24 protein-coding genes are annotated in these 23,037 nt (G+C 46.7%); 8 read left to right on the forward strand and 16 right to left on the reverse strand.

Going from position 1 to position 23,037, the window contains the following annotated elements; genetic code table 11:
• Positions 1–18: 18 nt before the first annotated feature.
• Both G8759_RS08005 and G8759_RS08010 read left to right on the forward strand, forming a co-directional pair.
• On the forward strand, positions 19–723 hold the full coding sequence (locus G8759_RS08005; protein ID WP_167206798.1) for a hypothetical protein: 705 nt from the start codon (positions 19–21) through the stop codon (positions 721–723).
• Positions 724–777: 54 nt separating this feature from the next.
• A complete protein-coding gene (locus tag G8759_RS08010) occupies positions 778–1,608 on the forward strand; it encodes a sulfite exporter TauE/SafE family protein (protein ID WP_167206800.1) in 831 nt (276 codons plus the stop codon).
• Between the two features lie 128 nt (positions 1,609–1,736).
• Here the strand turns inward: G8759_RS08010 and G8759_RS08015 are convergent, their stop codons facing one another.
• Positions 1,737–2,135, reverse strand: coding sequence for a T9SS type A sorting domain-containing protein (locus G8759_RS08015; RefSeq protein WP_167206802.1), 399 nt, complete (start codon positions 2,133–2,135; stop codon positions 1,737–1,739).
• Between the two features lie 87 nt (positions 2,136–2,222).
• On the opposite strand from G8759_RS08015, the gene G8759_RS08020 reads away from it, so the two are divergent.
• From G8759_RS08020 to G8759_RS08030, 3 genes are all read left to right on the forward strand, one after another.
• Positions 2,223–2,375: a hypothetical protein gene (locus G8759_RS08020; RefSeq protein WP_167206804.1), complete on the forward strand. Its 153-nt coding sequence runs from the start codon at positions 2,223–2,225 to the stop codon at positions 2,373–2,375.
• A complete protein-coding gene (gene pgeF, locus G8759_RS08025; RefSeq protein ID WP_167206806.1) occupies positions 2,375–3,127 on the forward strand; it encodes a peptidoglycan editing factor PgeF in 753 nt (250 codons plus the stop codon). Before G8759_RS08020 ends, pgeF begins: the two co-directional genes overlap by 1 nt.
• Positions 3,128–3,196: 69 nt before the next feature.
• Complete coding sequence (locus tag G8759_RS08030; protein WP_167206808.1) at positions 3,197–3,439, forward strand: GlsB/YeaQ/YmgE family stress response membrane protein; 243 nt, start codon at positions 3,197–3,199, stop codon at positions 3,437–3,439.
• 38 nt (positions 3,440–3,477) lie between these two features.
• Here the strand turns inward: G8759_RS08030 and G8759_RS08035 are convergent, their stop codons facing one another.
• Complete coding sequence (locus G8759_RS08035; protein ID WP_167206810.1) at positions 3,478–4,617, reverse strand: acyl-CoA dehydrogenase family protein; 1,140 nt, start codon at positions 4,615–4,617, stop codon at positions 3,478–3,480.
• A gap of 372 nt (positions 4,618–4,989) precedes the next feature.
• Here G8759_RS08035 and G8759_RS08040 point away from each other — a divergent pair, with 372 nt between their 5' ends.
• Positions 4,990–6,321, forward strand: a complete 1,332-nt coding sequence (locus G8759_RS08040; protein WP_167206812.1) for a UDP-glucose dehydrogenase family protein — start codon at positions 4,990–4,992, stop codon at positions 6,319–6,321.
• 87 nt (positions 6,322–6,408) lie between these two features.
• On the forward strand, positions 6,409–7,389 hold the full coding sequence (locus tag G8759_RS08045) for a UDP-glucuronic acid decarboxylase family protein (protein ID WP_167206814.1): 981 nt from the start codon (positions 6,409–6,411) through the stop codon (positions 7,387–7,389).
• Positions 7,390–7,551: 162 nt separating this feature from the next.
• On the opposite strand, the gene nspC is transcribed toward G8759_RS08045, so the two are convergent.
• The 5 genes from nspC to G8759_RS08070 all read right to left on the reverse strand — a co-directional run bounded on the left by nspC (position 7,552) and on the right by G8759_RS08070 (position 11,962).
• Complete coding sequence (nspC, locus tag G8759_RS08050) at positions 7,552–8,697, reverse strand: carboxynorspermidine decarboxylase (protein ID WP_167206816.1); 1,146 nt, start codon at positions 8,695–8,697, stop codon at positions 7,552–7,554.
• Positions 8,698–8,818: 121 nt separating this feature from the next.
• On the reverse strand, positions 8,819–9,505 hold the full coding sequence (locus G8759_RS08055) for a response regulator transcription factor (RefSeq protein ID WP_167206818.1): 687 nt from the start codon (positions 9,503–9,505) through the stop codon (positions 8,819–8,821).
• 468 nt (positions 9,506–9,973) lie between these two features.
• Positions 9,974–10,525: a hypothetical protein gene (locus G8759_RS08060; protein ID WP_167206820.1), complete on the reverse strand. Its 552-nt coding sequence runs from the start codon at positions 10,523–10,525 to the stop codon at positions 9,974–9,976.
• The gene (locus tag G8759_RS08065) at positions 10,506–11,078 is read right to left on the reverse strand and encodes a hypothetical protein (protein WP_167206822.1); all 573 of its coding nucleotides are present in this window, start codon (positions 11,076–11,078) and stop codon (positions 10,506–10,508) included. The genes G8759_RS08060 and G8759_RS08065 overlap by 20 nt, the downstream gene beginning before the upstream one ends.
• A 155-nt stretch (positions 11,079–11,233) precedes the next feature.
• The gene (locus G8759_RS08070; RefSeq protein WP_167206825.1) at positions 11,234–11,962 is read right to left on the reverse strand and encodes a class I SAM-dependent methyltransferase; all 729 of its coding nucleotides are present in this window, start codon (positions 11,960–11,962) and stop codon (positions 11,234–11,236) included.
• Positions 11,963–12,039: 77 nt separating this feature from the next.
• Between G8759_RS08070 and G8759_RS08075 the strand changes: the two genes are divergently transcribed.
• Positions 12,040–12,423 carry a phage holin family protein gene (locus G8759_RS08075; RefSeq protein ID WP_167206827.1) on the forward strand — a complete coding sequence of 128 codons (384 nt, stop codon included), beginning with the start codon at positions 12,040–12,042 and terminating at the stop codon, positions 12,421–12,423.
• A 97-nt stretch (positions 12,424–12,520) separates the two neighbouring features.
• Here G8759_RS08075 and G8759_RS08080 read toward each other — a convergent pair whose 3' ends face one another.
• From G8759_RS08080 to aspS, 9 genes are all read right to left on the reverse strand, one after another.
• Complete coding sequence (locus tag G8759_RS08080; protein ID WP_167206829.1) at positions 12,521–13,186, reverse strand: zinc metallopeptidase; 666 nt, start codon at positions 13,184–13,186, stop codon at positions 12,521–12,523.
• A gap of 236 nt (positions 13,187–13,422) precedes the next feature.
• Positions 13,423–13,845, reverse strand: a complete 423-nt coding sequence (locus G8759_RS08085; protein WP_167206831.1) for a DUF2147 domain-containing protein — start codon at positions 13,843–13,845, stop codon at positions 13,423–13,425.
• A 259-nt stretch (positions 13,846–14,104) separates the two neighbouring features.
• The gene (rfaE2, locus tag G8759_RS08090; protein WP_167206833.1) at positions 14,105–14,584 is read right to left on the reverse strand and encodes a D-glycero-beta-D-manno-heptose 1-phosphate adenylyltransferase; all 480 of its coding nucleotides are present in this window, start codon (positions 14,582–14,584) and stop codon (positions 14,105–14,107) included.
• A gap of 27 nt (positions 14,585–14,611) precedes the next feature.
• Complete coding sequence (locus tag G8759_RS08095; RefSeq protein ID WP_167206835.1) at positions 14,612–15,658, reverse strand: lysylphosphatidylglycerol synthase transmembrane domain-containing protein; 1,047 nt, start codon at positions 15,656–15,658, stop codon at positions 14,612–14,614.
• 130 nt (positions 15,659–15,788) lie between these two features.
• Complete coding sequence (gene panD, locus G8759_RS08100; protein ID WP_167206837.1) at positions 15,789–16,142, reverse strand: aspartate 1-decarboxylase; 354 nt, start codon at positions 16,140–16,142, stop codon at positions 15,789–15,791.
• 168 nt (positions 16,143–16,310) lie between these two features.
• A complete protein-coding gene (gene moeB / locus G8759_RS08105; RefSeq protein WP_167206839.1) occupies positions 16,311–17,450 on the reverse strand; it encodes a molybdopterin-synthase adenylyltransferase MoeB in 1,140 nt (379 codons plus the stop codon).
• A 271-nt stretch (positions 17,451–17,721) separates the two neighbouring features.
• On the reverse strand, positions 17,722–18,900 hold the full coding sequence (locus tag G8759_RS35800; RefSeq protein ID WP_232074175.1) for a DUF11 domain-containing protein: 1,179 nt from the start codon (positions 18,898–18,900) through the stop codon (positions 17,722–17,724).
• Positions 18,901–18,983: 83 nt separating this feature from the next.
• Positions 18,984–20,705, reverse strand: coding sequence for a sialate O-acetylesterase (locus tag G8759_RS35805; RefSeq protein WP_232074176.1), 1,722 nt, complete (start codon positions 20,703–20,705; stop codon positions 18,984–18,986).
• Between the two features lie 425 nt (positions 20,706–21,130).
• Positions 21,131–22,900 carry an aspartate--tRNA ligase gene (aspS, locus tag G8759_RS08115; protein ID WP_167206841.1) on the reverse strand — a complete coding sequence of 590 codons (1,770 nt, stop codon included), beginning with the start codon at positions 22,898–22,900 and terminating at the stop codon, positions 21,131–21,133.
• Between the last annotated feature and the right edge of the window lie 137 nt (positions 22,901–23,037).

Here is a 23,037-nt window from a genome sequence, read left to right on the forward strand (position 1 = left end):
CCTATAACCACTTTTCTTATGAAACCAATGAATGATAATCAATCGACACCCCGTCGCGAATTTCTGGGCGCACTGACCAGTGGGGTAGCAGCTTTGAGCGTGGCCACGTTCGTTAATCCACAGGCCGCGCAGGCAGGACTCGAACCTGTTCTGGAAAATAGTGTAGAAAGCGCCGATACCTGGTTTAACGACATTAAGGGGAAACACAAGGTCGTTTTTGATGCCACTCGGCCCCATGGCCTTTTCCCCTTTGCATGGCCTCGGGTGTTTTTAATGACAAATGGGGCTACGGGCACTCCTGAAGCAGAAAATAGTGTTGTAGTTGTGCTCCGTCATGATGCGATTCCGTATGCATTTGAAGACCGTTTATGGGAGAAATACAAATTTGGCGACGTTTTCAAAGCCGACGATCCGGCTACTAATAAGCCCGCAACTCGTAATCCGTTTTGGAAACCTAAGGCAGGTGACTATAAATTTCCGGGAATAGGAAATGTAGCGATTGGTATCAACGAACTGCAAGCCAGTGGTGTGAAGTTCTGCGTCTGCGAAGCAGCAATGTCTGTTTACAGTGCGGCTGTTGCTCAGGGCATTAATCAAAAGCCAGACGATGTGAAAAAAGACTGGCTCTCCGGTCTGTTGCCCGGCATTCAGCCCGTTCCCTCTGGCGTGTGGGCGCTCGGTCGGGCACAGGAGAAAGGATGTGCTTACATTTTTGCTGGCTGATGTAAAAGTGGTTAGTAATAGTCGAATGAAAACAAAAGATGAACGATAACAATCATGCAGGAACTTGGCTTCTTTTGTTCGGTGCTGATCGGTTTTTGCCTGGGCCTTATGGGAGGAGGGGGAAGTATGTTAACCATACCCGTGCTCGTGTATTTATTGGGCATTGATCCAGTACTTTCAACGGCTTATTCGCTGTTTGTAGTAGGCACAGCCGCGATCATAGGGACAATTAATTACATCCACGAACAAATTCACTACCGAATAGCCCTGCTGTTTTCGATTCCCTCATCTGGCGTCGTATTTCTGATCCGTCGATACGTTATACCGACTATTCCTGACCCAGTTTTTGTCCACGAATCATTTCAACTGAGTAAAGCACTCGCCTTTCTGCTTTTTTTTGCCTTGATCATGCTGGTCGCTTCTTTTTCGATGATCAAAGGAGAAAGAAGCCAGGAAAATAGCGGAGCAGTCTTACCCCAATATCGCGACTCATTAACGATCCTGACCGGTTTACTGGCAGGTAGTCTGACTGGACTGGCAGGTATTGGCGGTGGCTTTTTGATTATACCAGCTTTAGTAATACTGATGCGATTGCCAATGAAAAAAGCAGTTGGTACGTCATTGTTAATTATTGCTGTCAATTCATTTACCGGTTTTCTGAGCGACACGACAATTGAGCGGTTTAACTGGCCATTTCTGTTGGTTTTTACCAGCTTAGCTGTACTGGGCATTCTGGTAGGTTCGTATGTATCGAGATTTGTTTCGGGTCGCAGAACCCGAATGCTTTTTGGATGGTCTGTACTGGGCTTAAGCGTTTATATTATTGGCAAAGAAGCACTAATTCCTATGGTTAAAACGGTACAGTGGCTATGCCACATCCACTAAACCAGTGGCTTATCGATTGCTATGATTGAAAGTGATAGCCTGTTCTAGACGCTTAATGGATGGATCGAAAATGACAAGACCTCAGCTGGTAGCCAGTTGAGGTCTTGTCCAAAAATGAATCTTAGTTGTTAGTTTAAGGCAACTACTCGGCTTGGTGTGCTAGGCTGTTGAGTCGAGAGGGTAATGTTGTGCGTTGTGGTTTCAACACCGTTCGTGATTTCTACCTGATACACGCCATCTGGAAGGTCGCTCAGATTCAGGCGAGTGCGGTACTGGCTTTCGTTCTTATTCAGGTGCTGACTGTACAAAACTGCACCCTGAGCATTTTTCAGGCGAATGTCGACAGTGCCGCCGGTTTCTTTGTCGAGAGCAATGTTCAGTTTGCCGTTAACGGTTGTGTAAACACCCGCTTTGTAAGCTACAGCACCAGTTGGGCGACCGATTGGTTTAGCTTCAGAAAAAGAAGTCAATGATGTAAGAATACCCAGTGAAAGAGTAAGGAGCAGAGGTTTGATGAACGTTTTCATGATATGTTAGTTTTTTTGTTTCCGTTTTTAAATCTAGCCGGGTTATTCCCGATTGATGATCCAAAGGTATAGGCGATAGATGGTACTATGCATTACAAACTACCGGAGCGGTTTGCCGACTTGATGAATGGCGGAAAAATAGGGGCGATTGAGGAAACGGTATTTAGGATAGATGGGGATTTGATCGCAATTTTGTTCTGGACAATGACGTTGCAACGCCTGAAACATCCATCCGTATAATGTCCCTTTATCGCATTCCTGCCATATTTTCTGACTTTAACCAGTTAACCGCAGCTGAAAGTACCCGACATGGAGGGGTCAGTCCTGCTCCGTTTTCATCGCTCAATCTGGGTATAAACACATCAGACGAACCGGGTAATGTGACTGAAAATCGCCGTCGTTTCTTCAGGGCTCTAGGTTTAGAGGAATCAGAAAGCCACTTTGCATCGTCGCATCAGGTTCACGGAACGGCTATAATGTACGCTACCAAAGGTGGCCGTTTTGATGGTTATGATGCGCTCATAACCGATATACCCGATTTATTTGTCGGCGTCACGGTTGCCGATTGTGTTCCAATCTTAATTTATGACAAAGTGAACCAGGCCGTGGCTGCCATTCATGCAGGCTGGCGCGGAACAGCAGGCGAAATCGTTACTAAAACACTTGCTGCGATGCAACAACAGTTTGGAACAGCAGCCGATCAATGCTATGCCTATATCGGGACCTGTATCGACGAAAACTCATTTGAGGTTGGTCCTGAAGTAGCCGAACAGTTTGCTCCGGCCTATAAGCAGAAAGATTCCGGTACGTTAAAAGATTGTATCGATCTCAAAGCTGCTAACAGGCAGCAACTCGTTGATTTCGGAATTCCATTGGCTCAAATTGGCGTATCGCCTTTTTCAACGGTGCTCAATAACGATGATTATTTTTCATATCGCGCCGAACAAGGGCAAACCGGACGAATGTTGGCCGTAATTGGTATTCATCCTTAAACAATGTCCTGTGTGAGGCTGTTATGTATCTGTTTTTGTAATAGATTTTTCACTCAACAGTTAATAATCATGGGAATCTTAGTTTCAATCTTGGTAGGTGCGGTTGCCGGATGGCTCGCCGATCTTGTATTTAAGCGCTTTTCGTTTTCGCTCGTCGTTGAAATCCTGCTGGGTATTGCCGGTGGTTTCGTAGGGGGATGGATATTTGGTAGAGCTGGTGGTGTAGTAGATCAGATTCTAACATCATTCGTTGGTGCCGTCATCATTCTGGGTATTGCTGCTCTAATTAAAGGCTCACGCCGAACCGTATAAATAAGTTGAACCGCACAGGCCATCCTGTGCGGTTCAACTTATTTAAGTATCTGTCGCGAAATGACTACTTTCTGGATTTCGCTCGTTCCTTCTCCAATTGTACAAAGCTTGGCATCCCGGTAAAACTTCTCCGCCGGAAAATCCTTTGTATAGCCATAACCACCAAAAATCTGGACTGCTTCATTAGCCACCCGAACGGCGGTTTCTGAAGCAAAAAGTTTAGCCATCGCCGATTCTTTCGTTACGGGTTTTCCGGCATCTTTCAAATCGGCAGCCTGATAGGTCAATAACTTTGCCGCTTCAATATCGGTGGCCATATCGGCCAGTTTAAAGCTGATACCTTGAAAATTAGCAATGGGCTGCCCGAATTGTTCCCGCTCTTTGGCATAGGCTAAAGCAGCATCGTAGGCACCATAGGCTATTCCCAAACTTAATGCGGCAATTGAAATACGACCGCCATCCAGAACCTTTAATGACTGGATAAAGCCGTCGCCTACCGCGCCTAGCCGCTGACTGTCGGGAATGTAACAGTCCTGAAACAGCATTTCGGCTGTTTCTGAAGCCCGCATTCCCATCTTATCTTCTTTTCGACCGCCCATAAAACCAGGCGTATCCCGTTCAACGACGAACGCAGTAGCATTGTGTGGTTTGTTTGGTTCACCCGTTCGGGCGATCACTACCGCAACGTTTCCACTTTTGCCATGCGTTATAAAATTCTTGGCTCCATTCAGAATCCAGCCGTCGCCCTGACGAATAGCCGTTGTGCGCATATTCCCTGCATCAGAACCTGTATTGGGCTCCGTCAGACCCCACGCGCCGATCCACTCGGCAGTTGCTAACCGGGGAAGGTATGTTTGTTTCTGATTTTCGTTGCCGAATAATAAAATATGGTTTGTGCACAACGAATTATGGGCCGCCATAGACAGCCCTACGGCACCATCTACGCGGGAAAGCTCCACAATAGCTGTTACATATTCGCGATAACCTAAACCCGTACCGCCATAGTCTGTGGGTACCAGCATTCCCATAAGGCCCTGATCGCCCAACTGTTTAAATAAGCTGGCGGGGAAATGTTGCTCTTCATCCCATTGGCGCACGTTTGGGCGAATTAAACGTTCACTCAAATCCCGAACCGATTGGGCTATTAATTCTTGATTTTCTACAATTTCGTTAGTCATATAAGGGTGTAACTCGATGAAGTGATCGAATAGAAATATCGCTAAATTCTATTGAAACTCCAATGGTTTTTTACTGGACACTTCCTAGGCAATATTAACTAGCAAAATAAGGTCCATAGTTTATTATGTTACCAAATTTGCTATTTTTAAATTTTTTGAGTTATAATAAAGTTAAATCGTATATTTGTTACGAGGTTAACAGGGTTAATGTTCAGTGCATTTGGTAGGTGACGAATTGTTTACCGATAAGTCATAATTACACGTTAGGGCTAGGCAGTTATTAAAAAACTCCTATTTTTGTGACATCGGGCCAACTTGAACGTCCGTAATATATACCGTAATCGTTCGCAAATTTTACTTTGACATTTTTATATGAAACTGGCAGTTGTAGGAACTGGATATGTAGGCCTTGTCACGGGGACTTGTTTCGCTGAGACCGGTAACCAGGTAACATGCGTTGATATCGACGAACGCAAAGTAGAAAAGCTTAATAACGGCATTATGCCGATTTATGAGCCTGGCCTGGATGTACTCTTCCATCGGAATGTAGAGCAGGGACGTTTGTCGTTTACGACGGATCTGGAAGAAGGAATCAAAGGGGCTGAAGTAATCTTTCTGGCACTGCCAACTCCTCCTGGTGAAGATGGCTCTGCTGACCTGAAATATATTTTGAAGGTAGCCAGTGATCTGGGGCCTATTCTGAGTCAATACGCGGTTATTGTCGATAAGAGTACAGTTCCAGTCGGTACTGCCGAAAAAGTGCACGCTCACATTGCCGATAATGCGAAGGTAGATTTCGACGTAGTGTCTAACCCTGAGTTTTTGCGCGAAGGTGTAGCTGTTGAAGATTTCATGAAACCTGATCGGGTCGTGATCGGTACAAAGTCAGATCGGGCGAAAGGCGTTATGAACCGACTTTACGCACCACTGGTACGTCAGGGGAACCCCATTATTTTCATGGACGAGCGTTCGGCTGAAATGACCAAATATGCTGCCAACGCGTTTCTGGCTACGAAAATCACGTTCATGAACGAGATTGCCAATCTTTGTGAACGGGCTGGAGCTAACGTAGATGATATTCGTCGCGGCATTGGTACCGATAGCCGGATCGGAAAGCGGTTCCTGTTTGCCGGGATTGGATACGGCGGAAGCTGTTTCCCCAAAGATGTGCAGGCACTGGCGAAAACTGCTCAGGATTTCGACTATGATTTCAGAGTATTGAAATCAGTAATGGAAGTTAACTATACGCAGAAAACCAAACTGATGCCCCTTATTTTAGACTACTTCGGTGGTGATCTGACGGGAAAAACCATTGCTGTCTGGGGACTTGCCTTTAAGCCTTATACCGATGATATCCGCGAAGCACCAGCTTTGGATAACATCAAAGCTCTGATAGAGGCAGGTGCTAAAGTAACGGTATATGACCCCGAAGCGATGGAAAACGTGCGTAACCAGATTGGTAATGCCGTTTCGTATGCACATACACAATATGCCGCATTAGACGATGCCGACGCACTTGTGATCATTACTGAATGGCCACTGTTCCGCACACCAGACTTCGATAAGATGAATCTGCTGTTGAAGAACAAGGTTATCTTTGACGGTCGTAACGTCTATGAGCTCGATCAAATGCGCGAGTTGAACTATACATACATTAGCGTTGGCCGGGAAGCCGTTCTGGCCCCTGTCGAACAAAAAGCGTAGTTTTAAACACAGAGACACAAAGAGCACAGCCATAAAACGCTGTAACTTTGTGTCTCTGTGTTTAATTTACCACAAACCCTATATTGAATGAAGCGTGTTTTAATTACCGGCGGAGCCGGATTTTTAGGATCGCATTTGTGTGATCGGTTCATCAAGGAAGGCTATCATGTCATCGCGATGGACAACCTTATTACCGGCGACATTCGTAACATCGAACACCTGTTCCACCTGCCGAATTTTGAGTTCTACCACCACGATGTATCCAAATTCATTCACGTTCCCGGTGAGTTGGATTATATCCTGCATTTTGCTTCGCCAGCCAGCCCGATCGATTACCTCAAGATTCCGATTCAGACTCTGAAAGTAGGTTCACTGGGAATCCATAATTGCCTGGGCCTGGCGCGGGTAAAAGGGGCGCGTGTGCTGATCGCATCAACATCGGAAGTGTATGGAGATCCAACGGTTCACCCACAAAACGAAGAATATTGGGGCAATGTGAACCCGGTAGGGCCGCGTGGTGTGTACGACGAAGCGAAGCGATTCCAGGAGGCAATGACGATGGCCTACCATACCTATCATGGACTGGAGACGCGCATTGTCCGGATTTTCAATACTTACGGTCCACGGATGCGCCTGAACGACGGTCGGGTATTACCTGCTTTCATTGGTCAGGCACTCCGGGGTGAAGATCTAACCGTTTTCGGCGATGGTAGCCAGACGCGCTCGTTCTGTTACGTCGACGATCTGGTTGAAGGCATTTATCGTCTGTTGCTAAGTGACTATCCGTATCCGGTCAATATTGGTAATCCATCGGAAATCACTATTAAAGAGTTCGGCGAAGAGATTATTAAGCTTACCGGCACGACCCAGAAACTCGTATTAAAAGATTTGCCTAAGGACGACCCGAAACAACGTCAGCCTGATATTACCAAGGCAAAAGCAATTCTGGACTGGGAGCCTAAAGTGTCTCGCGCAGAAGGATTACGGATTACGTATGACTATTTCAAGAGTTTACCAGAAGAAGAACTGTACAAGGCGGCCTACCACCGTGAGTTCGTGAAGAAATAAACTGAACCGTTGCGTTGCCGTTAATGGAAACGTTGCGTAGTTTTACTTCCGTAATTGCCTTGTGCAGTACACCTTTAGCTGTCTGATAAAAACCTGCGGACCATATTGTGCGCAGGTTTTTTGTTTGCAGAGAGTGACGGTACTAGCTTAAGTCTCAACTGATCAACTCAGCCGATCCTTAAAGCTATCGTAACCATAGGAGCGTACTAACTGAAACTGATCATTCTCTTTCCAGATGCCAATACTTGGTAAACCCACGCCGTTAAAGGTTGTGGTTTTCACCATTGTGTAATGAATCATGTCATCGAAGACAAGATTATCGCCGATTTCCAGCGGTTTGTCAAACGAGTAATCACCCATGAAATCACCCGCCAGACAGGTCATTCCACCCAGTCTGTAAGTCGGTTTACCGGCAACAGGCTCGTGGTAGGAATCAATAATACGCGGCTTATAGGGCATTTCGAGCGTATCAGGCATATGAGCCGCAAACGACGTATCTAAAATAGCGACCTGAATACCCTGGCTATCGATGATATCGAGCACAGTTGACACCAGAACTCCTGTTTGCCAGGCGATGGCCGAGCCTGGCTCTAACAGGACGTCAACATTATATTTCTGCCGGAAAGCAGTTAGTAGTCCAATCAGGTGGTTAGTATCGTAGCCTTCGCGAGTCATAAGATGGCCACCTCCGAAGTTGACCCACTTTGCCTGATGAAGCAAATCGCCGAATCGGCTTTCAAGTGCATCGAGGGTGCGTTCGAGGGTAAACGAGTCATTTTCGCAAAGGGTATGAAAATGAATACCTTCCAGTCCTTCGGGTAATTGATCGGGGAGCTGGTCGCGCGTTGCACCCAGTCGGGAACCCGGTACGCACGGATTATACATATCGGTTGCCACCTCCGAATATTGCGGATTAACGCGTATTCCGCACGAAACACGGCCAATTGCCCGGTCTTTGAAGCGTTCCCATTGGTTCCACGAGTTGAATGTCAGATGGCTGCTTCGTTCAACAACCTCATCGAATTCGTCGTCGCGATAAGCGGGTATGTAGGTATGCGCCTGTACGCCCATGTAATCGTTCACCAGCTTGATCTCATTGAGCGAACTGGCCGTGGCTCCACTCAGGTATTCGCGTACCAACGGAAACGCGCTGTACATGGAAAAGCCTTTCAGAGCAAGAATGATCGTTACACCGGCGGCCTTCTGAACAGAGTCGATGAGTTGCAGATTTCGGCGGAGTTTTGCTTCTTCGAGGATGAAGCAGGGGGATGGTATTGTGTTAAAGCGCTGATGCAGGATCGTATTCATGCGGCAAAGGTAAGGCGTTTTCTGCCGCAATAGAACCTTTGCTTACTTATTGTACAGCCGTTTACGATCAGATTTTCGCCTGATCTGGAATTACGATTTACTAAAGCCGTAAACGATTTTACTACACGTCGTCCGGAATCCGGATTACATAACCCATACCAACTACGGTATGAATAAGCTTCGTGGTTGACGGTCGGTCGATTTTGTTCCGCAGATAATTGATATATACCTCAACTGTATTCGGGCGAATCGCATCGGCGGCATTCCATACCGTTTCAAGAATTTCTTTTTTGGAAATAACACGCCCCTTATTTTCCATCAGAAATACCAGCAGATAATATTCACGAGGGAGTAAATTAATGCGTTTGCCAGCCCGGAATACTGATTTCTCGGATAAATTAACGTTAAGATCGTCAATGCTGAGCTCTGATCGTGTTGTAAAGTGCCCGGCTTTTCGCCGATAAAGCGCATACAACCGGGCCATCAATTCGCGAATATCTACCGAATTTCCAACACAATCATCCGCTCCTGATTCCAGAACCCACGCTTTGTTGGCGGGTGTATCAGGAGAAATAATTAATAATAGCGGCACATCGTGCGTTTCGACAGCCCATAAATAAAATGAACTTAACTGGACACTGTCCTGGAGGTTCATGGCCAACAGTACGATGTCATAATGAGACTGGTGAGCCATCATCCAGCCCGTATGCCAGTCTGGGCTAACCATAACCTGATTGTTCTCAATTTCCAGCCGCCGACGTATCCAGTCGGCCTGGGATACTTCGCTATCGATAAGTAAAAGTTTCATGCGCATCTGCCTAAAATCAGCAAAGACCAGATTAGATGCCTGATCAATTCAATAAACCAGATTTAGATCCGGTGATTTGAATGGACATAACACTAGAATGTAGTGTTACAAATGACGCACAGAAAGCAGTACTCGGAATTAAATCCGGCTTAGAGTTTAGCCTGTTTTTCCTTAAAAAGTGATTAATATTCCTTTGATTATGAGGTTATTCGCCGAGCAGGTCCGATGGGTTTGCAATTAAAGGCACCTTATTGATTTAGGGTGCAGGGCGACATAGACCTGAAACAATCAAAGTGGAAATAAAAAATCTATAACCGGGGGGTAGTTCATTCGTGGAGTGAATTCCACCTTTCCCAAACAAAGTGGTAAGCAAATAAACGATTAGATAAATCAATTGAAGTACGTATTATTTCCTTATGGCAAATATGATCGCAATAAGGAAATAATACAGGCCTTTACTTATCCAGGTTAACGTTCAACTCTCGATAACCAAGGTGGATATAGAAAATAATCATATCCTTCTAGGTATGCAGTTTTACATCTCATAGGATGTTCTAGATCAACTGAACAATCAAATAAGTCAGCTTCTCTTTTATAAGCAGCTATAAAGTCAGCTTCTTGCTTATTCAAACATTCATTGGAGTCCTCTTTGTAGCCCGTAATGTAGAAGCGGATTATTACCCATTTGCTGGCAACTGGATGCCCATTTAGATACTGGCTCTTCCACTGTCCATTTAATCGGTTTAGCTGTTCTCGAATGGATATAGCAAACTCTGAGGGTGTATTATCGGAAACAACTAACGTATCCAAATTCCCTTCAGAGGATACTTTAAACTTGATAGAGACTGTTCTGAAAATATTTGGTTTCTCTGTATATGTTAAGCGAATAGACTTTAAAAAAGGCTCCCCACTCTTTAGTATCGGAGGAGTCTGTACTCCCTTTACTGACTGCCCTACAGCATTAGTGATAGTCGTCAGCATGAGTATTAATACAAACACCTTAGTTACACCTAGCTCCATAACCTGTGTTATTTTTATAGTTAACGTTTGTCTGTAGTATTTTATCTGTCACATTGGTGCCTGACACCCGGTCTATGTCTACCAGCTGCTTCCAAGCTTTCGTTTTTTGTAACCCTCCCCAAGACAAATCAATAGCATCATCATAAGTCAGTGCATAGCCAGCAGCTTTTAGCGTAAAAGCCATTGGCTTAACGTATTTTTCCGCCATTATTTCATGATCTGTTTCTCCATCATTAGCTGGAAGATAAACATGTAGCATTTCGTGGATAATCGTCGCTGCTATATACTCTTTACTCGAACTAGCTAGCGCTGTACTCAACGTAATTTCATATACGTTATAAGCCGCATTAGTAACACGGGTTTCTACATCAATATTAGGATCGCCAAGATCTTTGTCAATGCTTGGCCTGAACAGTGCACCTGGTTCTTTTGAGCAAGAAACAACAACTAGAAGTAGAATCGTAGTTAGTAGTCGCCTAAAAAGAGAGCTTTGAAAAAATTTTCTTTCCCATATTTTTAACTGATTTAATAATAAGACATTGAACTTGCTCAAAGCCCCACGTCTGGTCTCCAAACAGGCTCAGGACTTTTGCCATTTTAGACCCTGTCAGGCGACTGAGGTATCGTTTTTTTTATGTGCAACTTGACCGTCTCTCAATGGCAAGGATAGTATAGGGAAGAGATAGAAATAGAGAAAGCAGAGAATCATCATTTCCCGAAAAACATGATGTGTTGCTGGGGTAGGCGGCTGTCGTTTTTTAGCAATCGTAGACCAACTGCTTTCATTTCTTTGGTGGCCTGGGCTACACTTAGTTTGTGGAGCGCTTTTATGGGCACATTCGGATCTTCGGCGCGATATTCAACCAGCACAACGCGCCCATGCGGTTTTAAGGATGATGCAATGTGGTCCATCATCTCCCGTGGGTACGAAAATTCGTGGTACGCATCGATCATGATGACCAGATCGACGGCATTCGCGGGTAATTTTGGGTCTGACTCCGTACCAAGCACCGGCTGAACGTTACTGACGTTTCGCTTCGTTTTACCTTCTTTCAGGTATTGAATCATTTCGGGTTGAATGTCAACCGCCAGCACACGGCCTTTCGGTAATTCGGGAGCCATCAGAAAGGTGAAGAACCCCGTTCCGGCCCCAATATCGGCAACAACATCAGTTGGTTTGAGATTGAGCGCCTTGAGTAATAAATCGGTGCGTTCTTCCCGTTCCCGCTCGGGCCGCTCGAGCCATGATGCACCCAAATGTCCCATAACCTGCGCAATCTCCCGGCCCATATATCGTTTGCCAATCCCATCGCGAGTAGCTTGCTGGTATTGGTAATAGCGGGTGCTATCGGCAGTTTGAGCTGATGTTTGCTGCTGTGAAGAGCCAGGTCTGCAAGCCAATAAGGAGAGTAAGGAGAATAGCCAGAGACGATACATGCTCTTAGGGATGATACGATCTTTGAAACAACCCTGTCCGGAAACAGTTGTTCAGAAAACCATCTAAACGTTTATCTATGAACCTTATATTGCATTTACTGTTAGACGCGGCCGTAATTTTTGGATTGGCTTACCTCATGCCACAGGTCGATGTGAAGAATTTTGGAACAGCGCTGCTGATTGCTGTATTGCTGGGGCTACTTAATTTTTTTATCGGCTGGATTATTCGTTTCCCACTCAATTTAGTAACCTTCTTCCTCCTGACTGGCATTATTCGTATCATCGTAACGGCTATTTTACTGAAACTTATCGATAGTTTTTTAGACAGTTTTACCATCGTTGGCTTCTGGCCCGCCCTTGTTATAGCGCTTGCTGTGGCGGTTGCAGGGATGTTAATTGACCGTTCGGCGCCGACTGAAGAACGGGTTCAATCAGGCTATGAAGCGTTGATGATCCGGTGAATAGCAAGTAAGTTACTGAGTTAATTTATGAAAAAGGGGGTAATTGAGATCCATATGGTTCTCAATTATCCCCTTTATACTTAGTTACCTGATAAGATTAGTCGCTACGTCGACCGCCCGACAGTAAGCTCGCGTAATAGAGCAAGGTTGCCAGCGAACCTAAGGCGGCCACAACATACGTCATTGCTGCCCACCAGAGCGCATCTTTGGCAAATCCATATTCACGCTGGTTGACTACGCCCCGATCCTGAATCCAGGCCAACGCCCGGCGACTGGCGTCGAACTCAACGGGTAGCGTTACAAAACTGAATATCGTTGTGAGGGCAAATAAGCCAACACCGATGGCCAATGGAACAGGTGTTGTCTGGAGCATAACAATGCCAAGCAGAATAACCCACTGCAAATAGCGCGAAGAAACGGATAAAACAGGAACCAGCGCCGATCGTAATTGCAACGGAGCGTAAGCGAGTTTATGTTGCACTGCGTGACCGCATTCGTGGGCGGCTACCGCTGCGGCTGCCACACTGCGGCCATAATAGACATCATTACTCAGGTTAACAGTCTTTTCCTGTGGGTTATAATTATCGGTGAGCATACCTTCCGTTGAAACGACACGCACATCATAAATGCCATTTTCCTGAAGCATTCGCTGTGCAATTTCGGCACCGCTAAGGCCATTGCTTAACCCAATCTGAGAATATTCATTAAACTTACTCTTCAGGCGCCAGCTCACAAAAAGGCTGATACCGAAGATAAGGATCATTAACAACCAAGGGGATATCATCGTTTTTTGGTTAGGTTTATACATAAACGAACGGGTAACTTACCGGTCCGTCTCCTATAAAACAATAGTTTCGCCGAAATGTCTCCACAATTGCAACCATTTATCAAGTCTATGGCCCGTTGGCAAGCTGTAAATACCAACAGCCAGCCGACTATCGGCTGGCTGTTGCAAAGGTTTAGGAACAGAAATAACGTATGTGGCCAGTAGCCGTTTACTTATAAAGGCTTTCGCGTCATGATATATTCTTTATGAAGCCAACGCCAGCCTTTGTATACAGTGGCGGTTAATGTTTGTGAATCAACCATTTTGACTTCAATATTAAAATGGCTGCCTGTTTTTGGGTGAATCAACTCCCCGCCCGACCAGCCAGATCCGTCGAATACCAGATTGCTGATAAGGAGTTGGTTTTTGGTAATACCAAACTGTTGTTTACCCGTTGGACTGACTTCAGAAATGCGGCCAAAGTAGCGATCACCCACGCGGTACAGTTCGACCGTTGAGCCTCGTCCAGGAAATAGCCAGCGACCCAAAATCTGGTCGGCTGTATTCTCTGCCGATGATTTACCTGATGCAGGCCATACACAAAGGAAAAAAAGGCTTAATGCCCAAAGGCGATTTCGGCGCAGTAACAAAGACATTCGTTCACGATTGGTTTACAAGGTGATACAAGCAAAAATTACGGATTTGCAGATTGTATGTCGGTGAGTAGGGGTAATGTGGGACTAAAATAAAAAATCTATTTGTGAATTTCTACTGGTTATATAGATTAAGTTTGTTTTAATGTAAAAAAGGAGCTGACAAAAAGCCAGTTCCTGACTGATAGTGAATGGATTATGAGAATTTAGAGGCTAAGTATTTTTCTTGAATAGAGCAAAAAAAATACTCGCATATGCTCGGCTAAAAACTCTGTTTGATACGCTCTATGAGTTTAGTCGTTGAATAGCCCGGCACGAGAGCAACCGTTTCAACACGACCACCCCTGCCCAACACAAAGTCGGCTCCAACAATGTTGGCAACCGAATAATCATCGCCTTTAACAAGAATGTCTGGCTTAATGGCTTCGATCAGTTCCAGCGGAGTTGGCTCGCCAAAAAGTGTTACGGCATCGACAAATTCGAGGGCGGCCATCAACCGGGCGCGGGCATACTCGTTGACGACCGGGCGCAATGGGCCTTTAATACAACTAACGGAGTCATCCGTATTCAGCCCCAGAATCATGCGATCTCCCAGGTTTCTGGCTTTCTCAAGATAATCAATATGGCCAAGGTGAACAATATCGAAGCAACCGTTCGTGAAAACGATTTTCTGCCCTGCTGCCCGCCATTGATCAGCCTGTTGGATAGCCTGTTCGCGTGAGAGGATTTTAGTTTCAGTCATGTAAAGAAATGTTACGCGAACGCGCTACTATAGTTTTATCGCTTTAGGATCATCCAGAACATCCGCTATTTCCGTCATTTTGTTACGACGTAACAGTACGACCAGCAGGCTCAGGATACCCAGAATAATAATCATTAGGGTTGAAACACCATGTATGAACGTGGCCAGCACCTGCCCATCCTGACTGGTCAGGTCATAGAGTAGGGCAACCTGACCCACTAGCAGGTGAAACGAGCCTATTCCTCCTGGTGTGGGTGCTGCCATACCAAGCGATCCGACTACTAAAATTGTCAATCCAGCCAGCGGACCAAGATTGGCCGTGGCTGGCATGGCGAAGAAGAGCGTGTACGACATGAGGTAGTACATCGTCCAGATGAGCAATGTGTGAAATAAAAAAGCACCTGGCCTGCGTAATTTGCGAACGCTCAATAATCCTTCGAGCAAACCGGATAAAAATCCGCTTACTTTCTGATAGACCGGGTGTTTGCCGAGTGCTTCCCGGTAGCGATTAAAAAGAAACCAGCCCAATAGAGCCAACCCAAGCAGTACCGCCCCTGCCAGCATCAGGATACTCGAACCACTTGATCCTTTGGGAAGCTTACCGCCTAAAAATTCCATAAAGAACTGACTAAGCCGGTCGAATTCAAGCACGAATGTGGCTGCCAGCAAGAGAAGGAGCATCAATACATCGAACAAACGTTCGGCGACTACAGTGCCAAAACTAACATTGACCGGTACGCCCGAAAGCCGATAGAGCGTTCCACAACGAGCCACCTCGCCAGCGCGCGGAAGGGCCATATTCGCTAAATAACCGGTCAGCACGCTTACCGTTGCATCGAGTGAAGTTGGTCGTTGCGGAACAACGGGTTCCAGTAATGTCCGCCAGCGTTCGGCCCGGCTCCAGTGTGCTACAAGCGTCAGGACCGCCGATACGAGTATCCATCGGAAATCGGCAGCGCTTAGTTTGCGCCATAAATCAGCAACATCAAGATGGCTTTGCTGAAATGTAAACCAGAGTAATCCTCCAGCGATTGCTAATGAGATGGCGTATTTTAGTACGTTTTTGAGATTCATAGGATGGTAACGCGGCTCAAAGACCGCGCTTATGGCAAATTCAGGGCGACTTTTTGGCCGCGTTACACGAAAAACTCCGTTACAAAGTAACGGAGTTTCACGGAAATGGATGTTAACGGTGCGTAAAAGGCTAGTCTTTCACCAGTCGGTTATTATTATCCGGAAAGATTACGGTTGGTTTGTAGGACTTTGCTTCCTCGGGCGTCATCATCGCGTAGGCAATAATGATAATGATATCGCCAACCTGCGCTTTACGCGCTGCGGCTCCATTCAGACAGATCGTTCCCGAACCGCGTTCGCCTTTAATCACGTAGGTGATAAGTCGCTCACCGTTATTGTTATTGACAATGTGTACTTGCTCATTCTCGAACAATCCGGCGGCATCCATAAGATCTTCATCAATAGTGATACTGCCGACATAATTTAACTCCGCCTGCGTGACTTTAACGCGATGGAGTTTGGATTTAAGGACGTTGATAAACATGATTGGTAAGGTAATGCCGGTTGGGGCGACAAATACCGACGCTTACCAACGGCACTCACGAAACAACCGTAGTTAGGGGTTGGTTCCGGCTCAACTTGTAACCTGAGGTACAAAAACTAATGCCATAGCCTAGCGCTATGGCATTAGTTTTTGTACCTTGACTGAGCATTAATAAATTGCCATTTCAGGCTCAATATCCCGTGCCCAGGCATTAATACCGCCCTCAAGGTTATACAGATTCGTTAATCCGCCCTGTGCATAGAGGTAGTTGATGACATTGGCCGAGCGGATTCCATGATGACAATACACTACAACGGGCCGATCGGTAGGAATGCGTTTTCGGTTATTGGGAATCATGCCAACCGGGATAAGTATTGACCCTTCGAGGTGACAGAGATCATATTCGGGTCGTTCGCGGACATCCAGTAAAAATATATCCTCGCCCAGTGCAAGCCGTTCGGCTAATTCATGAGCTGTGATTTTCTGTGGGCCGGTCGCAACGGCGGGCGTTGGTCGGTATCCAGATGCCAGACCCTGTCGGGCAAGGTCGTCAGCGTCGGCCCGGCGTTTGGTTTTGATCCGCTGTTGATTCATTGTCAGCAGATCGACCATCAGCAGGTGTTCGCTTAGCGATTGCCCTATGCCCGTAATAAGTTTAATTACTTCATTTGCCTGATACGTTCCAATAACACCTGGCAGTACTCCGAGCACACCTGTATCGTTGCAGTTAGGAATCTCAATGTCGTTGGGGTATTCGGGAAACAGGCACCGATACGTTGGGCCGCGTTGCCCATTGCCCAGATCGGCATTGAGTACAGCTACCTGCCCTTCGAAGCGATGAATCGCCCCATAAACGAATGGTTTGCCCAGTGTTACGCATATATCGTTAACAAGATACCGAACCTTAAAATTATCGGTGCAGTCAACAACGATATCGTAGCCTTCAATAATACCTCTGGCATTATTGATCTCAAGAGCCGCTGTATAGGTATCGAAAGAAATATCGGGATTGAGCCGATTAAGATGGCTAACGGCGATTTTAGCTTTTGGTTTGCCAACTTCATCGGTCGTGTAGAGTACTTGCCGCTGAAGATTGCTGAGGTCTACTACATCGGGATCGATAACGCCGATAGTGCCAACGCCAGCCGCTGTCAGATAAAGTAGTACAGGGCAGCCCAGCCCTCCCGCACCAACGACCAAAACCCGGCTGTTTTTGAGCCTAAGCTGGCCTGCCATACCCATTTCTGGTAGGTTCAGATGCTTTTGATATCGTTGTTTTTCGGCAGGTACTAACGTTGTTGCTTCCATGGTGTCGAACGCTATGCAAACCAAAATCTATTGCTTTAATCCAACAGATTTTGGCTCGCTAAAATTGCGCTGGATTGAAAAAAAGCTCATCTATTTTGCAAACGCAACTCGTGTAAAATTTTCGAAAAGCAATATAGCTACCATTTCCTGATGTGACAATACCGCTTAAACACAAATGGGAACCGACGGTATTATGAGCCGCTACACGAACTGCTTATCCTAAAAATTAAAATTTGCTGTTCGTGTATGATCCGTGTTTTGTCGGCCGGAGCTAACCATTAGTTCGAATATGGATGCGGGCTTCATCGTCTTCGCCATTTTCGTACCCATTTCCGGGTGTAGAGTCTGGATCGGCTTCCGTGACGCTTAAAATCTGAGCGGTTATCGTGCCAGTTCCACTTACCTGAACAGGCAGGACAATGCTGACCGAATTGCCGGCTGCTATTTCGCCTATGGATGCCGTAATCGTCTGACCATTAATAGTTAAGCCAGTCGTATTGGTTACTTGCCAACCTGTAGGTAATAGAACCTGAATGGCTGTGTTACTGGCTACGAGTCCTCCTCGATTAACGACGGTAACTGTCAGACTAACAAGTCCATTTGCCGATACGGTTAAATTACTCGTACGCATAGAAAGGCTTAAATCAGCTTTTGTCGGATCGGTTGGTGGCTGATTTGATAGTACCGCTGGAAGGGGCGTCTGATTTGGATTCGGTGATGTGACTAACGGCCCAGTTGCATCGGCGGTTCGCAGGTCGACCAGACTGGCATCGTCCTGCCCATCGCCTGTACCTGAGTTGGGCTGGCTGTCGGGGTCAGAGGTCTGACTGCCAATGATCTGGGCGGCTGTGGCAAACGTGCCGGACTGAGTCGCTTTTAGCCGAAAAATGTAAGGAATAGTTGTCCCTGCAGAAACAGTACCTGCCTCGATGGTTACTGCACTTTCCAGCACACTAACGGCGGAATTGGGCGAATCAACAAAGGTGATAGCTGGAGGGAGGAGGCTTTGAAGGCGTACGCCCGCTGCAGCCTGTGGGCCGGAATTTGTCAGTGACAAAGTGAGAGAAACGACCTGACCAACAGCGGGTACGCGATTATCGAGCTGCATAGACAGCGATAAGTCAGCGGCATCAGAACAAATAAGCAGGGGAGCACCAGGCATGCTGACTACGGCCGGATTACTACCGATCACCCGTATACGGTAATTATTTCCCGGAGGTAAGCCCGAGGGTAAAGTAGCTAGTATTGGACTTGTACTACCCGTGCCAATCGTTGTTCCGGCGCTAAAGGAACCTGTAGCGTCCGACAATTGGACTGCAAAGCTATTTCCATTATTCATTTCTCCGTCTGTGACAGTAACCGATACGGAGAATGAACCGGATAGGCAGGGAGGGGTAGCCGGAACACCATAAAGTGTTAGAATAGGAGGCACAGGCGGAATTGGTTCCATGGCATAATACAGAATATTACGGCCTTCAATCAGGCTTACATCATACCAGAAGCCTGAGCCCGAATCACCCTGGCGTCGTACGGCTAACCGATACCGGCCAGGCTCAACCCCCCCAACACCAAAGGCGCTGGGGGGTAATTGTTCAGATAATTGAAATCGGCAAATTCGGCATAGTCGGGTCCCTGACTGCTGGGCGAGGCCACATTCCAGCCCGAATTGCCGAAACTCCCGCCGTCTATACTAATAACTTGAGTTTCTACCGGAATATCTGATCGAACCATTACGAAAAAACCATGACTTTTTGGTTCATATCGGTAGGCAAAACGTTGTATGGCCGGGTCGGTTGTTCCGCCACTAGTTGTCAGCTGAATTGAAGGCTGAGTAGCGGTGGGTGTTGCCGATTGATGTACCTGAAAAGGTTCGCCAAGAGTACCTAAAGTAACGGGATGAGTCGAATTTGTTCGCATGCGATACTGCCCATCGGGCAAGTTGGCAGGCAATGTTACCATCAATGGATTGGCTGTGCCGGGGGCAGATTCGTATACAACCTGGTTATTGTCAGCCCGTACTAGTTGGGCAACGTATTGATTGTCAGATTCATGAGCGTCGGCCCGAAGAGAAGCTACCTGAATGGTTTCGCCGGGTCGGCGGGTGAGAGGAAGCGTGTAACCACTAGTAATAAAAGCGGATGAATCGACGGGGGTAAATGGTACCGACGTATTGAAAAACGTACTGTTCAGGCATTGTTCCCAGGTATTGATAAACCGATAGAGCCCCTCGCCAAGCATATGCGTACCATCGGGGCGGTTCTCCGGGCCAACTATACTGTCTGTTGCGGGCCCCGCAAAGACATCATGAACCTGGGCAATTAATTGATTTTGAGCAGCAATAACAGTAGCACTTGTTTGGCCAGCTACAAAACTGGTCCGTGACACCATCCAGGCTAATTGGTTGAAGCCTGTCTGTTGACGGGATTTGTTGATGACATATTGAATATTGTCGAAATAGGTCTGAGTACTGGTCATGAGGTCATTTTCACCCTGGTGCCAGAGAACGGCGCGTGCTCCCGTTCGGGATACATAGTGCAATAAAGCGATACCCAAGCGTCTATACACGGATGAATTAGGCGTATTTCCCAGGTTACCGGCCGCCGATTGTTTCCATTCATCGCTTGAGGTACCACCTAATGCCGCGCCCAGAAACATAACCGGTACATTGAGCCGACGAACGAGTCGATCACCCAGAATACTCCAAAGGTGTGGAGGCTGACTTGGCCCTATATTACTCCCGTAGCTAACATTACTAAACCGGAAAGGAAGCAGATATTCGTTGATCGTTTCCTGCCGGAAATCAACACACGAAACGCGATCCTCTTCGGAACTTGGAACACGCTGTAGTCCACCATACACGTTCGACTGACCGGCCAACACGAATACTTCGCCGACACCTACCCGATTGACGTACGTTTCGGCTACTACGGTACTGCCTGTTTTCGCTCGAACATCCAGGCGATATTGCCCTTTTTTCACAAGAACAGATCCTCGAAATGCTTTAGATGATGGCAAAAATGAGAGAGGTGTCCAGGCTGTTACTTCGCCCTGCCCAACGGCCATCGGCATAAATCTCGCTTCGATGGTTGTAGCCGTTGGCGGAGCTAGACCTGTTATGATTATTGTGGCTTCGTCTGCCTGATTTCGTTGATAAACAATTCGGGGTACTGGGCTCGTGATGGTTAATTGAGCAAAGGATCGCGCAGAATATAGAATAAGCAATACCAGTAGTATTGGTCGTACAGAAGCGCTCATGTCGGATAGGGTTGCGTAATGCCGTGATAATGGCCGCCAAGTATAAACTATTATCTCATGAAATGCTAGATGTATATACTTATCAAGTTGCCAAAATGGGCTAACTTAATACATTAGTTTATGCTTTGAAGAAATAGCCTTTTCGGCTTAATTGGCACCCTAATTTTTATAGAATTTTAGATCGTAACTCAATGAGTTGATATAGAGTAATTTAGTTTTTTAATATGCTATCTCTAGGTGTAATATGGCAATAAAGGATACTAAGTATTTATTATATAAATAAACGCATAACCTTTAAGTAAGTAAACATAGTTTTTGACTGTAAAGACAGCGCGGGTGAGAGCTTCGCGTAACCAGAGTCTACAAACAGGGGTTGTCTGTCAGACTCTGGTTACGCGAAGTTTCCACTCGCGCTGTTTATAAGTTTACTTCGCTACCGTTGCAATCTTTAGTTCATCTAATTGGGCTTGCGAAATGGTTGACGGCGAGTCGATCATCACATCCCGGCCAGAATTGTTTTTCGGGAAGGCAATGAAATCGCGAATAGAATCGGCTCCGCCAAAGAGTGAGCACAACCGGTCGAAACCAAATGCGATACCACCGTGGGGTGGAGCTCCGTATTCGAAGGCATCCATCAGGAAGCCAAATTGATTTTTGGCTTCTTCATCCGAGAAACCCAGAATACTAAACATCCGCGCCTGTAGGTCACGGTTGAAAATCCGGATAGAACCCCCACCAACTTCGGTTCCATTGATAACCAGGTCATATGCATTGGCCCGAACCGAACCCGGGTCGTTTTCCAACAGTGGAATATCTTCCGGTTTTGGCGATGTGAATGGGTGGTGCATGGCAAACCACCGTTTCTCTTCTTCGCCATATTCGAGCAACGGGAAGTCGAGAACCCATAACGCACTGAATACGTTTGGGTCGCGCAGACCTAACCGACTGCCCATTTCCAGCCGAAGTTCGTTCAGTTGTTTGCGTGCTTTAGCACAATCGCCCGAAATGAGCAGCATCAAATCACCAGGTTTAGCGCCAAAGTGCGCAGCCCAGGCTTTTAAATCGCCTTCCGCATAAAACTTGTCTACCGACGATTTTAGCGTACCGTCTTCGTTATAGCGGACATAAATCAGGCCTTTAGCGCCGATTTGCGGGCGTTTCACCCAGTCTGTTAGTTCATCGAGCTGCTTGCGCGTATAGTGAGCGCAACCCGGCGCGTTGATACCCACAACCAGTTCGGCCGAATCGAACACGCCGAAACCTTTCCCGGAGGTCATATCAACCGTATCGAAAGTGCCTTTGAGTTCGACGAATTCCATACCAAAGCGCGTATCGGGTTTATCAGACCCATAGCGTTTCATGGCATCGGCATAGGTCATGCGTGGCACTTCGACCATATCGATCCCTTTTACCGCTTTGAACAGATGCCGCACCAGGCCCTCGAACATATTCAGAATATCTTCCTGCTCCACGAACGACATTTCGCAGTCGATCTGTGTGAATTCAGGTTGACGATCCGCACGGAGATCTTCATCGCGAAAGCACTTCACAATCTGATAGTAGCGGTCAAAGCCCGATACCATCAGCAACTGTTTAAATGTTTGGGGAGACTGTGGAAGAGCATAAAACTCGCCCGGATTCATCCGACTTGGCACCACAAAATCCCGTGCACCTTCGGGCGTGGACTTGATCAATACCGGCGTTTCGACCTCAATGAAATTCTGGCCGTCCATGTACAGACGTGTCTGCTGGGCCATCCGATGGCGAAGCTCAAGGTTTCGGCGAACAGGATTCCGGCGCAGATCCAGGTATCGGTATTTCATCCGCAGGTCGTCGCCACCGTCGGTTTCGTCCTCGATGAGGAAAGGTGGTAACTTGGCCGGGTTCAGAATGTCAAGCGATGTGACCTTGATTTCAATGTCGCCGGTGGGCAGATTCGGGTTTTTTGACTTTCGCTCGATGACTGTGCCAGTGGCTTTCAGAACATATTCGCGGCCCAGTGAGCGGGCAATGGCAAAAAGTTCGGGCGAGGTCTGGCCATCTTCAAGCAGAAGTTGTGTAATACCATAGCGGTCACGTAGATCAACCCACAATACGCCACCCTTATCACGAATTGTCTGGACCCAGCCGGTCAATGTGACCGTATTGTTGCTGTCAGTAAGGCGGAGTTCTCCGCAAGTATGCGTTCGAAGCATGTTTAAAGAAGGAAAGAGTGAAAGAGTGAAGGGGCGAATGTGACTGGCGGAAACCGCTCGTTCGCTCATTCACTTCTTCACTCTTTAGAATTCTACCGCAAAGGTAGGTACTTTGCCGAAACCCGACTACTCACTCG

The sequence above is a fragment of the Spirosoma aureum genome (genome assembly GCF_011604685.1).
GTDB classification, from domain to species: Bacteria; Bacteroidota; Bacteroidia; order Cytophagales; family Spirosomataceae; genus Spirosoma; species Spirosoma aureum.

What these genes read in the sequence shown, in the direction of transcription:
- G8759_RS08020 (WP_167206804.1), top strand. Translation starts at nt 2,223, where the DNA reads ATGCATTACAAACTACCGGAGCGGTTTGCCGACTTGATGAATGGCGGA.
- G8759_RS35800 (WP_232074175.1), bottom strand. Translation starts at nt 18,900, where the DNA reads ATGGAACCAATTCCGCCTGTGCCTCCTATTCTAACACTTTATGGTGTT.
- G8759_RS08085 (WP_167206831.1), bottom strand. Translation starts at nt 13,845, where the DNA reads ATGTCTTTGTTACTGCGCCGAAATCGCCTTTGGGCATTAAGCCTTTTT.
- G8759_RS08055 (WP_167206818.1), bottom strand. Translation starts at nt 9,505, where the DNA reads ATGAAACTTTTACTTATCGATAGCGAAGTATCCCAGGCCGACTGGATA.
- G8759_RS08060 (WP_167206820.1), bottom strand. Translation starts at nt 10,525, where the DNA reads ATGGAGCTAGGTGTAACTAAGGTGTTTGTATTAATACTCATGCTGACG.
- G8759_RS08075 (WP_167206827.1), top strand. Translation starts at nt 12,040, where the DNA reads ATGAACCTTATATTGCATTTACTGTTAGACGCGGCCGTAATTTTTGGA.
- G8759_RS08040 (WP_167206812.1), top strand. Translation starts at nt 4,990, where the DNA reads ATGAAACTGGCAGTTGTAGGAACTGGATATGTAGGCCTTGTCACGGGG.
- G8759_RS08030 (WP_167206808.1), top strand. Translation starts at nt 3,197, where the DNA reads ATGGGAATCTTAGTTTCAATCTTGGTAGGTGCGGTTGCCGGATGGCTC.
- nspC (WP_167206816.1), bottom strand. Translation starts at nt 8,697, where the DNA reads ATGAATACGATCCTGCATCAGCGCTTTAACACAATACCATCCCCCTGC.
- G8759_RS08035 (WP_167206810.1), bottom strand. Translation starts at nt 4,617, where the DNA reads ATGACTAACGAAATTGTAGAAAATCAAGAATTAATAGCCCAATCGGTT.
- G8759_RS35805 (WP_232074176.1), bottom strand. Translation starts at nt 20,705, where the DNA reads ATGAGCGCTTCTGTACGACCAATACTACTGGTATTGCTTATTCTATAT.
- moeB (WP_167206839.1), bottom strand. Translation starts at nt 17,450, where the DNA reads ATGGAAGCAACAACGTTAGTACCTGCCGAAAAACAACGATATCAAAAG.
- panD (WP_167206837.1), bottom strand. Translation starts at nt 16,142, where the DNA reads ATGTTTATCAACGTCCTTAAATCCAAACTCCATCGCGTTAAAGTCACG.
- G8759_RS08095 (WP_167206835.1), bottom strand. Translation starts at nt 15,658, where the DNA reads ATGAATCTCAAAAACGTACTAAAATACGCCATCTCATTAGCAATCGCT.
- aspS (WP_167206841.1), bottom strand. Translation starts at nt 22,900, where the DNA reads ATGCTTCGAACGCATACTTGCGGAGAACTCCGCCTTACTGACAGCAAC.
- rfaE2 (WP_167206833.1), bottom strand. Translation starts at nt 14,584, where the DNA reads ATGACTGAAACTAAAATCCTCTCACGCGAACAGGCTATCCAACAGGCT.
- G8759_RS08005 (WP_167206798.1), top strand. Translation starts at nt 19, where the DNA reads ATGAAACCAATGAATGATAATCAATCGACACCCCGTCGCGAATTTCTG.
- pgeF (WP_167206806.1), top strand. Translation starts at nt 2,375, where the DNA reads ATGTCCCTTTATCGCATTCCTGCCATATTTTCTGACTTTAACCAGTTA.
- G8759_RS08010 (WP_167206800.1), top strand. Translation starts at nt 778, where the DNA reads ATGCAGGAACTTGGCTTCTTTTGTTCGGTGCTGATCGGTTTTTGCCTG.
- G8759_RS08070 (WP_167206825.1), bottom strand. Translation starts at nt 11,962, where the DNA reads ATGTATCGTCTCTGGCTATTCTCCTTACTCTCCTTATTGGCTTGCAGA.
- G8759_RS08015 (WP_167206802.1), bottom strand. Translation starts at nt 2,135, where the DNA reads ATGAAAACGTTCATCAAACCTCTGCTCCTTACTCTTTCACTGGGTATT.
- G8759_RS08080 (WP_167206829.1), bottom strand. Translation starts at nt 13,186, where the DNA reads ATGATCCTTATCTTCGGTATCAGCCTTTTTGTGAGCTGGCGCCTGAAG.
- G8759_RS08045 (WP_167206814.1), top strand. Translation starts at nt 6,409, where the DNA reads ATGAAGCGTGTTTTAATTACCGGCGGAGCCGGATTTTTAGGATCGCAT.